The organism is Chitinophagales bacterium (genome assembly GCA_017303415.1).
GTDB lineage: Bacteria > Bacteroidota > Bacteroidia > Chitinophagales > Chitinophagaceae > SpSt-398.
On record JAFLBJ010000003.1, the window covers coordinates 205,418 to 218,414 of the forward strand.

Genomic DNA, 12,997 nt, shown 5'->3' on the forward strand with positions numbered 1-12,997 from the left:
TTATTCTAATGTTGATTCATCCAACTCTTCCTCATCTTCCTCTACCATGTCAAAGGTAGCAGTTAGTGGCTTTAATAAGGTATCAATCAACTTAATCGTCACTGGGAGAGAACTACTTCTATCCGGGGCTGAATAAGCCAGCATGGATTGGCAGAACACATCTTCCAGAACTTTCAAAAAATCAAGATTCCCAGATTGAAGCCGTAAATGTTGCGGCTTGGCGGTACCTCTCAACTGAAAGGGATAGCCGGTATTGAACAGGAATCCTTCTGTAGCACTAATGATTTTATAGGCCCCTGTCACCGGATTGTCCAATTGGTCATAGTTATCTGTCTTCATGGCAATCCGGAAAGGGATAGAGCTTTGTTTATAAAGATCAACCACGCCAAACTTCACTGTGGCTTTATTTATTAATCTATCAGCCGCAAGATCATTCACCACCCTTTCGAGGGCTTTTTGTTCTTCGCCAAAGCTGCGTCCGTCTCTCATAAACACAATACCGTTAGGATTCAGAGCATAGCGGGGTATAAATGTTTTAAGTTTTTCATAAATATGCTCGTACAAAAAATCAGCCTTTAGTTTTTCAGCTCTTCTGCCTCTGGCTTTTTTAGGAACAGAAATAGGAATAAAGAACTGATGTTCTCCATTTTTGAAAAAGAAAGTGAATCCGGCGTGGCGGCCATGAACATCGATCCCAACATATACATCATAATGCAGGTCTTTTCCCAATGCATAAGGCCATTTTCTATTCATGATCAGATGTTCCATGATAAGGTTGAACAGGTAAGACCTGAATCTGGGTTTCGCTTCCTCGGGCACCTTGTACTCACGTACCTTTTTGTCCAAAGAAGACTCGAACGGGTGGAAGTAACTCATGATCTTTGATGCGGAGGCGCACTGGACTTTTAAGCCCGGATAGAACTTACTTTTCAAGCAATCGTGAAAAGTGCTGGCAAGGCGCTTCGCGTCCCGTCCGAGATCAGGAATAATAAATAAGGCAAAGCCGCTTGTTGCACTCTTCTCAATCAACGCCTTTTCGATTTCCTGTATCTGGAAGGTAGCCGATAACCCTTCTCTTGCCTTAAAGCGCACGACCTTGAATTCAGCAAATTTCGGAGCGAGCTTTTTCAATAAATGCTCTGCATTTTTCTTGAATGCTTCCACCTGCTCCTTTTCCATAAAGTCGGGCACAATCAGCCATTGTGGATCAAAATCAGAATTATTCAATATCCCGTTATCTTCCAGGAAATGTTTGCGCTCCAGTCCATATTCACGCAACTTAACATTTCCACCTTTACTGTAGTGCCCCGGTTTTAATATGTGGTCATTTTTATATTTCAAAGCCGGAACTTCGAAACTATTAATATATTCTTCCACCGATTCTGTTTCGATTCTCAACGGATGGCCATTAAATTTGAGTCCCTGGAAAAAGGTAGTAATGCTATGAATAATCCCTTCAAATCGGCGCGAAGGATCCTTGATGGAGTATTTGTGTAATGCTCTCACCTGTTTATCCTGTGGACTGAGAATAAGTTTGGCAATAGAAGTGGCACCGCTATGTGCCTCCATTGACCGGCCTGGGTAGGTATACAGAAGAGCAAGATGATCCTCTTTCAATAATTGATGAGCCTGGAAACGATGCCTTTGAGTTTTCTGAGTAATGAAATCAAACACATTCGTTTCTGCCCCATTAAAAATAAAATTGTGCTCTTTCAGAGGATTTCCAAATCCTTGAATTTCTGCTGCATACCAATCGTCACCATTTTGATAAACCACCCTTCGGCCAAAAAGTTTTCTAAGTAATACATCAAAGTTCTTTCCGTTAACATACCTGGACAGATAATACTTATCAATATACCGGGTAGTAAGGTTCAGACAAACATAGATAACTCCATTCCAGCAAACCAGCCGATAGGAAAAGCCACCATAAACTTCAATGGAAGAATCTTCATTCGATTGTAATGGCTTGCGGTACAGAAAATGGGAATTAGTTAATTTCCAAATCCCTTTATTATTGCCAAGCTGCCTCCTGATTTCAAAGTCCAGAAAGTTGATAACAATAGGAAGATTGCCATATTGAAAAAACTCCGTTGGCTTTACACGATAGACATCAGGCAACTCGGTAACGGTAACGACAAACGGACCAACATCAACCCGTGATTCACCAAAAGTACGATCCTCCGGGATAGCAATAAACCATGTTCCATCACGTTTTACAACAGCAACCGGCCCCTCAATGATGGAAGCTACGCGTTCACCAGCTTTGCGGAAATGCTTGTTAAAAACTTCCTCTTTATCCGGGCTCGATTTTAAGTCGGTCTTCACCAATTTGTATGAAAAATTCAGTTCATGCAGATTGGGTAGCCTGAACAAATTCAGCAAATGCTTTCTCGTCATAACTATTATTATTAAGATATAAATAAGCACAAATAGACCGGTAACTGCAGATTTTGCAGGAGCCATCATTGTCAGTTCCCTCAAAGTCATCAATATCCGGCTCCTCATCTTTCCCCCGCAGCAATAATATATCCCGGCTGGTAAGGTTAATCTCGTCAATCATATCATTGGCACGCTCTTCAGTAAACTCATGTTGCTTGACCGTTCTTTTGAATAAGTTTACTTCAAAAAGCTGAATATCTTCATAAGCATAGGGCTGTTTGTCTTTATTTTCCAACCTTTTCAGGAATACTACCAGCCCGCAGATTATAAGCTGACGGGAATAGTCCGCTAAATAGCTTCGGGATAGTTTCCAGTCGATAACTACCGGCTTCCAGTTATACTGTGCCAAAAGGTCAATCTGTGGTTTTACCGCGGCTTGCTCAATTTCCACTTTCCAAGTGAAAACGTTCGGAGTAAGAGCATTGCATTGTTTCAAAAATCCAAGCAAGGTTTGTCCGTCAGGCATCCGGATTTCAGGCAATCCTGTAATCGCCGCCCTGATATTGATATAGGCTTCCGCTATTTCATTTTCCTCATAGCTTTTTCCTTGTTCGTGAATATCCAATATGCAGAAATCCAATGCAGTCTCCAGCTTTCCTGCTATGGGATCTGTATAGATTCTCTGCCTGGAATAATCGAATTGCTTTTGGGCAAATTCAACAGCTTCATCGGCCAGTGAATCGAAGTCCAGCGTTTCCTTATTGTTGATTTTCGGGATAATGACTGTCTCCATGAATTTATCCACTACGCTTCCCTGCCACATAGAAAGTGTTTGCATTTTTTTTAACTCATGAACCTTTCGTTGTAACGGGTTAGACCGGTTCTTGGAGGCAAGCAATTGGGAGAAATAATACTTCCTGTTGCATTCCCGCAACATATTTACCGCAGTATTGTCCCATTGAACTTTCTTTGTCATAACAATTTATTCAGTCATTAATTCCTCTAACCGGTTCAGGTATTTATTTAATGCTTCTTCGTTTTCAAATAATTCGTTACCCTCTGAGATGCTATCCATCCTGACTGATTCATAATTCAACTGTTCATGTCCTTTCCGGTATGCGGGAATAAATCCAAATGCAGTTGTATCATTGAAACCTATCTGTTGCTTCAACTGACCAAATGTTTTCAGCACAGCAGCCCTTACATTCGTATACGATAACTCCAGTGCCATAACCAATTTCTTAAAGACCTGTATAGGTACATTATTAGGATAGACAGCGTCGTTCTTTAACTCACTAATTAGAACCGGAGTCAGCCCCGTCTTTTCTACCAGCAATTTTTCCTCAACATTGCTTTCTTTCATAGCCCACTGGATTAATTGACCCAAGGAGGGCTGCTGCATTAGGGCTGTCAATTTTGACATTATTATTTCCTCATTTGCCGGCGATATTGATACCTCTTTACTGTTAATCATCCTAGACAATTCTTGCTGGGTATGATCGGGGTCCATGGCATTTACCTGGTCCAGGTAAATCAGTCGCAACATCTCGTCAAAACGGTCGATACTAGCTGGGTTATTCATAATTTAAATATTCGCTTCGTTAAGTAGATTTATCAATTTTTGTTTAGCACGGTGGTGTCTCACTTTCAGCTGCTTATTTTCAATACCCAGCATTCCGGCTATCTCTTCATAGCTATAGTTCTGGGCCCGCAGTAACAAAATATCTCTGTCCATTTGCTCCAACTGTTCCAGGGAAGTCTTTAGGATTTTCATGGCCGGACTTTCCAACTTGTCAGAGGAATAGTATTCCGAAAAAGACTGCCTGTTTAAAGCATTCTGAACATTGGAAGGCAGTTCAAATTCTTGTTCCAGGTCAAAGAACTCAAGTTGCGGCAATTGTCTTTTTCTGGTCTCCCGGTATTTCTGCTTTAAAAAATTGATAAACACTTTAAAAAGAAATCCATCGAATAAAGCCTGGGACCCAAATTCATAATTAGGAAGCTTCAACACTAAGGTTTCCAATGTTTTATAAACAATTTCCGTAGCTTCATCTTCAGAAAATTTCCAACGCTCTAAAGCAAAGGAATAAAACGGCTTACCATACCGTAAATAAAGCAATTCCAACCCTTTAGGGGAATTCTCAGAGATAAATTGTAGTATCGTCCGGTAATCGTAATTAATCATTCTCTATTTATTATAATGCAATAAGGTTACAGGGTTTCCAAAACAGCCCTGATTTCTCCAAAACTAAACTCGTTTCCAAGTTCCAGCCTTAATTCGTGAACAGTCAATAAAGGGTTCTTTTGCCGAAGAGTTTGGATTTGTCGGATTTTTTCCGGGGTAACCAATTGATTGAGGCTTATTTCTCCCGACTTAATGAAACTTTTCAGGTGATCTTCAATAACTCCCCGATCCAATTTACGTTTTTTAGCAATTTCATCAATTGTCAGCCCTTTTTGAAAAAGGGCCAGTGTGGTCTTTTGCGTGGTTGTTTTGTTTTGGGGCTCTTTCTTTTTTATTTCTAAAACTGATTTTTCGAATCTTTCATACTGAGTATTTATCATTTCAAGCAGTAACTCTGTCTCTGTACTGTTTATGAACCCTTGAATTAGTTTAACTGCAGTGCCGAATTCAACCTTTTTTTCAGTGTAAAGGACATGAAGCAAATTTAAATCTGCAATTAGTGGTTCATTCTTTTTTATTTCTTTGACTGTAAATGCAAATTCATGTAAAGGTTGAATCAATTTGTTGTCAACTACTTCAGTAAAATATTCAACTGCTTTTTTTATCCGAACATGAACCACATTGTACCGATCTCCTTCAGCAACAGTTAAAAGATGAGCAAGTTGGACATTGAACTTAGTGGATACTGCCATTAAATCTTCTAAAATGGACTTACACGAATCCGCAAATAAAAGTTCATGATATTTACCACAGAAGGTCTGGACAAACCGGTTTAATTTTTCTATACTTAATAACTTGAATAATAAATGATGCCGGTATGATAGCTTTTCGGTAAATAATGTTTTTTCCAAATCTTTAGTTGGAGCCGCTCCATTATTAAAGCTGACAATACGAGGGTCTGTTTGAATCGCTTCTCTTGTTAAGGGAGCTTGAAGAAAAAGCCCATCAAGGGTTCTCAGTCTGCTCAATGCCACATACACCTGACCGGGGGCAAAAGAATTCTGAGCATCAATAATTGCTTTGTCAAAAGTCATTCCTTGGCTCTTGTGAATAGTGATAGCCCAGGCCAGTTTGACAGGGAATTGCCGGAACTTGCCCAGTTCGGTATTTTCAATTTTGCCTGATAAAATATTATACTTTGCTCCCCGGTTTATCCACGTTGATCGGTCAAGGTCGATGCTGTCCGATTCATTTATCCGAATCCGTATCCGATCTTCCCCAATATGTACTATTGTGCCTGCTTTGCCATTATAATACTCTTTTCTCTCACTGCTATCGTTTTTTGTAAAAATGATCCGGGCACCAACCTTCATCTCCAATTTGCGGGGAGCGGGGTCAGAAGATTCGGGAAATTCTCCCGTAATGTTTGCTTCTGATAAAACTAACGGGCTACTTAATTGGTCAAGGGCTTCCTTGTTGATGCTGGCTGCTTTATGCTTATGAGTTGTAAGAAAAACATACTCACCGGTATCTTCTGCAGGATAAATACATCGCTTATTCAATACTGTCAAATCATCATCACTGCATGAGTTGTTACGCACGTTGTTTAGCAGTGAAATAAAACGGCTATCGAGCTGTCTGAAAATAGAGGTAAACTCAATCCTTACATAATCCAGTCGCTTGATTGAATCGGCTTCAAAAAAAAACGGTGACGGGTATATCTTTTTCATAGTTTCCGCATCCCGATCATTAAGCACAGGTGAAAGTTGGAATAGATCACCGATCATCACTAATTGAACTCCACCAAAAGGAATTGAATCTTTTCTTCTGTAATAGCGTAGTACCCTGTCAATTGCATCCATTATGTCCGCTCTAACCATTGACACTTCATCAATAATCAAAAGCTCCATTTCTTCAATAACTTCCTTCTTCGCCTCATTGTAACGTGGAAATGAATTCTTATAAAATTCTTCATCCAGGATAGTAAACGGAAACTGAAAAAAGGAATGAATTGTAAGCGCATTCGCATTAACGGCCGCAATGCCAGTTGGCGCAAGTACTATTAATTTCTTTGAGCATTTTTCACGAACCGATCTTAAAAAAGTAGTCTTGCCGGTTCCAGCTTTGCCCGTGATGAACAGGGACCTGTTTGTAAAACAAGTAAATTCTGTCGCTGCTTTTATTGGTTCTATAATACTTTGATTTCCCACAAATCGATAATGCCTATTGGCATTGCAATTTGCTGAATATCAGTGACATTTCCCAATAATCAAATTATGTCATTGTAGCCTGAGTTTATGGATTTCCTATGTTGAAGTATCTCTCTATCTCCCCAACCGGCACATAAATCTTCCGGTCCTTCTTGATCGTCTTTACTTTATTCGCCGCCACCAACTGGTCAAACTTGGTCCGTCCGATCCGTACAGCCTGCATAAATTCCATCGCTGTAATAAAGGGAACTATGGCGGCTGTAACAGGTATTGTGCCTTTTAATTCCTGTACTAGCCGAAGCAGTTCCGCTTGCCCTTGAAGCAATTTTTGCCAGTCGGCTTCAGGCACCACAACAACATTCACAAGCGTTTCCATATTGCACATTTTCAATCACACAATTTCATTATCCAAATCAATCAACCCCACCATACTCCTGCCCGGCGTATAACTCGGCCGGTAATCAATATACCCGTATAAGTGCAATTCCTTTAAACACCGGTTGAGGGTGACGGGGGAACAGATCTTGGCCTTTTGCATCACGATGGTACGCTGCAGGTAAAAAGGAATGGCCAGGGTATGCCCAGCTTCGTGCAGCAGGGCAAAGTACAGGCTGATATGGGTTGGGCTGATCCGGTTATCAGCACCGGCTTTCCGGTAAAACAATGTCTGCCAGTCAGCCCAACCCGGCATTTAAATACCCAGTCCTTTTTTGCTCGAACTGCGTTTCTTGGTTACAAAGCCGTTATCCTCACCGGCAGCACCTCCATTTACTTTACGGCCTTTACCCTGCTTTTTTTCGGGCTGGTCCTCCTTTCCCAGCTCCTGACCCTTTTCCTTCCCTTTGCCTTGCTCTTTGCCCTCTTTTAATTCAGGTTTGTTCATCAGTTCCTGACGCTGTTCCTGGTCCAGGCGCTGAAATTTACTGTTGTAAAGGTTGATGGTTTTGTATTGCGGGTTAGCTTCAATAAAAATCTTTGCATCTTTACCGGAAACCTGCATGGCCACCATCTGAACATTTCCTTTCTCCAGCGAGCGGATCAGCTTTTCCATGTCTTCCTTCTGCTGCATCTCCTTGATAGGATAATAGCTTAAAGCCTCTTTCAGGTCATAGCCATAATTCTGGTGGAACTGTTTTCGTTCATAATTACCGTGCTTATCCTTGGCAGAAAAATCCAGTTGTATCCAGGCCTGGTATTTTTCCTGGTCTTTGCTCGTTAGTTCCTTGTGCACCGCACGACCGTTAAGCAGGTTATATGCCTCTTTCAGTGTTACACCCCATCCGTTATTAATGTAAAAGGTTTGGGCAATGGTTTCATCCTTTTCATTTTTCAGGCGGGTATCGTACTTATTGAAAAAGTACAGGTCGGATTCATTGGATTTCTTGAAATAAAGCGTTGCTTCCATTTCCCGCTTATTCACTTCAGTCTTAAACTCCAGGGTAAATTCTGCCTGCCCTTCTTTAAGGGCTTTTTCCAGTTCCGGCCCCAGCGTCTCGCCAAAGCCATGATTCCTGATATTAGATTTCAGGTAATCGAAATTTCGTTCGTTCATAAGGTCATATTTAATTGTTAGAAAATCTTCTTTATAAGTTTGCATTGGATGCCCTTCCCAGTAAGTAGTTGCCAGTTGCAGGGCAGCTTCGGGGTCCCTGTTGTAAAGGTTCTCCCATTCAACAAGCAGGGTTTCCATCTTGGCCAGGTCGTCTTTCTCCTGTTCCGTTGATGCTTCAATGGTATCATGCAATGGGTCATAGAATGCATCCTGCCAGTCAATTGATTTGAACAGTTCCTCCAGTTCCTTTTGTGTCAGGTTAAAATGAATGTCTTGTCCATAAGGCAATTGCCGCATGAGCGAGATCATGGAATTCGCGTAGATCACAGCATAGGAATCAACGTCACTGATATTATCATTAGCAAATTCAATGGCCTCATCCTTATCCCGGAAGAACCACATATCTGCATTGTCCAGGAAATAGGTCTTGGTATTGTAGGCAATCCAGTTGCGTCCTATGGCAAATTCTGCCTGCGCTTCATTGAACAGGCTGTCTGATATGACATGACTCTTTTCCATAGTTCAATTAAGTTCAGGCAGCATCCTTGCTTTCAGGATCTGTCCATTATATACTTTCAGGTTAAAATGTCTTCCCCCGTTTTTCTCCATGAGCTGAATACGGAGAAATTTCGCATCTGGTATCGTGAACTTATCCAGCGCCACCACCACAACGGAGAAGTTATAAGCCTTCACCTTCGACCTGTTGCCCGCCACATACAAGGGCACCAGTTCATTTTCCTGTACAGAACTTCGTTTCGACCTTTTCTTATCGGTAATGAAAAACTTCAGCAGTTCAATATCAAAGTCCAGCGGTGAATGATTGTGTATCTCCAGTTGGTAGTAGATCACATCGTCTTTGATATAAATGCCGGACAACTTGGTAATCACAGCTCCATGCTCCACCTTCGAGATTCTTCTCGGGGGATTGTTCAGTATTGCATTAGCATAAGCCGAGATCGTCGCCTTTTTGTTAGGGGGCAAATGAAGCACCAGCACGGAAGGCTGCGGCGTATAGTTCACGGTGAATTCATAGACATTCCCGTCACCGGTTACCACACTCAGATTCGTTTCCGCAAATTGCTTACTGGCTGCTTTCACCAGCAGGATACGTTCATCTTCCTTTACCGGCTGTACCAGTATATCCCTGGTTCCTCGGTCCACATACTTAATAGGAAAGGGAAAGATCAGCGAAGTGGTTTTTTCCGTGCTGATGGATAAAGGCTGTTGTGCAAAAGCTGCATTCATTGAGGCAATGAGAATAAATAAGATTTGTTTCATGGGTTTTGATTTTTATTGTTGAGTAATACTTTATAGCCTGCCTTTAATTGCACCCGGATCAACTTGGCTTTTTTACTCACCAGTGATTTTAAGGCGCTGATACCAGTGGTGGTAGCCTGGGCTTTAAAAGAGGGATCGAGAGAACTGACATCAGCCAGGGAGAGTGAGTTATTCAGGGATTCTTTAGCCACGTCCCGGTTGATGGTTCCCGGTATATAAATACCGGGCAACCCATCCATATCAAAGACTTCAAGTTTTACGGAGTAGATGGATTTGCCGGACCTGATAGAATTAATTTCCACCTGGAGCCTTTCCCCATCCAGGGAGGCAATACCGGATACCAGTATATCATTCGGGATCAATTTTCCGTTGATATAAATTTCATTCAGCAACCGAAACTTTACTACAGCCCCATTGACAATAGTTTGGTTACCGGCAATGACCGCCTCAATGGCATTTTGCTCCGCAGCCTCAAATTCCTTTTCCTCACTGAAACTGTAAAACCCTTTTACGATAGTATCAGCGACCGAAGTTTTTCGGACGGCATAGACAGCTTCCTTATTCCGGGCTGATCGTTCTTTGACCCGCTGCGGATGCTGGATGTCCAGTATCTTATCCAGCGTACCCTCTAATTGTTTCATTTCAGGATCTACGGTTGAGGAACCATTATTTACTTTAAGTAAATGCTCAAGCCGGTCGAGTTCAGCGGAAAGTTCATTCCCAGATATTGGTTGTGCTGTTTTTTCTTCATAATGGCCGGAACTGTTCTTTTTCATTTCCGCTTCAAGCAACTGCAACTTTTGCAAAAGCTGGTCCTCCGGTTTATTGGTATTCCCCTCGTAAGGGGAACTGTTTAACCGCTGGTTATATTTTTCTGCGGTCATTGTTGTCAGTTCCTCCAGTTCATGGGGAAAAACCGGGCTCGTATCCCTTCTGTAATAGGGATCACTTCGCATCCACTCGGCCATTCGCATACTATCCTTATCCGCCTTCTCATAAAAGCTGAGCTTGTCCATTAATTTATCTTCTTGCAACCGGGCATCAGGCAGATCAAGATTCAGACCGGGGCCATTTACAGCCATTTTCTCCTTTCCTTTTCCCCCACCCAGGGCCCAGAAAGCCATGGTCAGAAACGGTATCGCCAGCAGGGGCAACACCAACAGTAATTTTCTTTGCTTCACATTGCTATTCATACACACATTTTTACTGGTTATTAATTTTATCTTGAGTTCCTCATTCAACTTTACTTCTGTTGCTGCCAATACAATTCTTCCAGTGTCCGCATGGAATCCTGTAAGCCCGGACGAATAGGTTCTCCGATACTGTCCATATAATACCGGTACTGCTGTATTTCATGGTAAACATCTTCAGGCATCTCGTTTTCCATCACTTCGTCCCCTGAACGGTCAAAATGCTGCGGCACTTTTACCTGGTCGATCTTAAAAGCCGGTCTGGGTTTAGCTACTATTGCAGAAACAAAAAAATACAGACTCAGCCCTCCGCTGAAAACACAGAAGGCAATCAGGAAAATCTTTAACCGCCGGGCCGGCATATTCTCAAATCGTTTATTCATCATATCACTGAATTTGGTCTGCACCAGTACAAAACCACCGGCAATTTTTCGGGCCAGTTTGTCCTGCAGCGGATTTTCATTGGGTTCCTTTCTTTTTCGTTTCCAAAACATCATTGCCGGTTTTCAACTTTTAGGTCAGCATTCTCCAGCGTTTTCCACCGCTCGATCAAAAACCCATGGGCATTATTATCTGAACGGGAAACATTTCTCAGGTATCCTTCCGTTATCAGGCTTCGTGTGACGATGGTGGTGGGCCTGATAATCTTCTGCAGCCCCTTGTACCGGAAATAGTACGGGTAATCATTGGTGTTGATGATGATACTGTCCGCCTGTATCTCCTGGCTGATATTTCCCGAAATCAGGTTCGTGTAAAACCCATTTTCTTTCAGGTTGTCATATTGCTGTTTGGCAGAACCATCGGCGAGGTAAAGCGCCTTAGTCAGATTATTGCTGATCACCTTATCATCCGGATCCATCGTAAAGAAATAGTGATGGAACATCTTTACATGATCACGGGCCTCTACCGGTATATTATCCTTCCGGTCAGCGGCATAAGCTTCCAGGGCCTTTCCATTCGCCAGGATGAATATCTTTTGCTGCGACTGACTCGCTAACTGGTAACTTTTGTAACTGATGAACAAAGTCAGTATCAGGCAAACAACCAAGACTCCAATGGAAAAAAGCCTTACCTGCCGGAATGCGGTGTCTATATTTTTAGTTGTTCTGAACATTTACTTTCCTTCAATTTTATCTTTGAAATATCCACCGGAGGCGCTGCTGTCAGCCATACTATTAGCCAACCGGTTATATGCAGCACCCATAGCATCCTTTGTCATCGACGCTGATCCGCTGGCGGTATTGCGGACAGAAGTGCTCATGATGTTGGTTACTTTTTGCAGCAGGGCATTATTACCACCTGCATGGATGATATAGTTTGCCACGGAGGGGACAGTGAAATAACCAATGATCCCGATGATCATAAATATCAGGTAAGCCGTATCGGTGGTAGAGAAAAACGTATCACCATTAGTGGCTATCTGCTGCAGATCTTCTTTGAGCATATTCTCCTGGATCTTACCCATGATGCCACCGAAGATGTTGGCAACCGGCAGCCACAAGAATATATTCAGATAACGGGCGATCCATACGGTGAGGGTATGCTGAAAGCCATCAAAGACCGCTATACCAAATACCAACGGGCCAAGGATCGCCAGAACGATCATATAAAAAGTGCGGATGGTATTGATGCAAAGAGCAGCGGCCTCAAATAATACCTTTAATACTTCTGCCATCCATTGTTTGATCTGGTTACGGAGGTTATAGCCAAATTTGTCAAAAGCAAAGCGGATATTATTGCCGATACTTTTCAGCCATCCTTCTTTTTTATCTCCGTAATGATACTTATACCATTTATCCCGGTCGCCCCTTCCGGTCTCACCCACATACATCTGCCAATAGGCTGTTGTTTTGATGGCATCCTCCTTCATCTTTAACAATTGCGCTACGGCTGCATCGGAATCTTTTACCATCTGGGCAGTACCGGTAACGGTGGGTTTCATCAACTGGTTGATGAGTTGGATAACGGAAGGGAAAATCAAAATAGCAAAACCCAGCACAAAGGGCCGGAACAGTGGATAAAAATCAATAGCCTCCGCACGGGCAATATGCCCCCATACTCTGGTGGCAATATACCAGGTGGCAGCAAAACCGGCAATACCCCTTCCAACACCTATTAAACGGCTGCACAAAGGCATCATATCGTCATAAAGTTGTTCCAGCACTTCGTGCATGGAACGTATACGGGTGGCGATCTGGGCATCCGCCACAGAAGGCAATAATAAAACCACCAACACACAAATCAATCTCACAAATACTCTCAT

13 protein-coding genes are annotated in these 12,997 nt (G+C 42.3%); all 13 read right to left on the reverse strand.

Translation table 11 applies throughout. The annotated features are described in order from the left end of the window. Positions 1-2,397, reverse strand: a complete 2,397-nt coding sequence (locus J0M30_15995) for a hypothetical protein (GenBank protein MBN8668999.1) — start codon at positions 2,395-2,397, stop codon at positions 1-3. Beyond that, positions 2,348-3,355, reverse strand: coding sequence for a PD-(D/E)XK nuclease family protein (locus J0M30_16000; protein MBN8669000.1), 1,008 nt, complete (start codon positions 3,353-3,355; stop codon positions 2,348-2,350). The genes J0M30_15995 and J0M30_16000 overlap by 50 nt, the downstream gene beginning before the upstream one ends. A gap of 6 nt (positions 3,356-3,361) precedes the next feature. After that, positions 3,362-3,961: a hypothetical protein gene (locus J0M30_16005; protein MBN8669001.1), complete on the reverse strand. Its 600-nt coding sequence runs from the start codon at positions 3,959-3,961 to the stop codon at positions 3,362-3,364. Between the two features lie 3 nt (positions 3,962-3,964). Further along, on the reverse strand, positions 3,965-4,564 hold the full coding sequence (locus J0M30_16010) for a sigma-70 family RNA polymerase sigma factor (protein ID MBN8669002.1): 600 nt from the start codon (positions 4,562-4,564) through the stop codon (positions 3,965-3,967). Between the two features lie 26 nt (positions 4,565-4,590). Continuing rightward, positions 4,591-6,714: a helix-turn-helix domain-containing protein gene (locus J0M30_16015; GenBank protein MBN8669003.1), complete on the reverse strand. Its 2,124-nt coding sequence runs from the start codon at positions 6,712-6,714 to the stop codon at positions 4,591-4,593. 85 nt (positions 6,715-6,799) lie between these two features. Then, positions 6,800-7,090, reverse strand: a complete 291-nt coding sequence (locus J0M30_16020) for a hypothetical protein (GenBank protein ID MBN8669004.1) — start codon at positions 7,088-7,090, stop codon at positions 6,800-6,802. Positions 7,091-7,105: 15 nt separating this feature from the next. After that, positions 7,106-7,405 (reverse strand): hypothetical protein, encoded by a 300-nt coding sequence (locus tag J0M30_16025; GenBank protein MBN8669005.1) that lies wholly within the window; start codon positions 7,403-7,405, stop codon positions 7,106-7,108. Then, positions 7,406-8,785 (reverse strand): hypothetical protein, encoded by a 1,380-nt coding sequence (locus J0M30_16030; GenBank protein MBN8669006.1) that lies wholly within the window; start codon positions 8,783-8,785, stop codon positions 7,406-7,408. It abuts the gene before it with no gap. Positions 8,786-8,788: 3 nt separating this feature from the next. Then, on the reverse strand, positions 8,789-9,544 hold the full coding sequence (locus tag J0M30_16035) for a DUF4138 domain-containing protein (protein ID MBN8669007.1): 756 nt from the start codon (positions 9,542-9,544) through the stop codon (positions 8,789-8,791). Beyond that, a complete protein-coding gene (gene traM / locus J0M30_16040; protein ID MBN8669008.1) occupies positions 9,541-10,737 on the reverse strand; it encodes a conjugative transposon protein TraM in 1,197 nt (398 codons plus the stop codon). Before traM ends, J0M30_16035 begins: the two co-directional genes overlap by 4 nt. Before the next feature lie 50 nt (positions 10,738-10,787). Next, positions 10,788-11,231: a hypothetical protein gene (locus J0M30_16045; protein MBN8669009.1), complete on the reverse strand. Its 444-nt coding sequence runs from the start codon at positions 11,229-11,231 to the stop codon at positions 10,788-10,790. Continuing rightward, on the reverse strand, positions 11,228-11,848 hold the full coding sequence (gene traK / locus J0M30_16050) for a conjugative transposon protein TraK (protein ID MBN8669010.1): 621 nt from the start codon (positions 11,846-11,848) through the stop codon (positions 11,228-11,230). The genes J0M30_16045 and traK overlap by 4 nt, the downstream gene beginning before the upstream one ends. Beyond that, positions 11,849-12,997, reverse strand: a complete 1,149-nt coding sequence (gene traJ / locus J0M30_16055; protein MBN8669011.1) for a conjugative transposon protein TraJ — start codon at positions 12,995-12,997, stop codon at positions 11,849-11,851. It lies immediately after the preceding gene.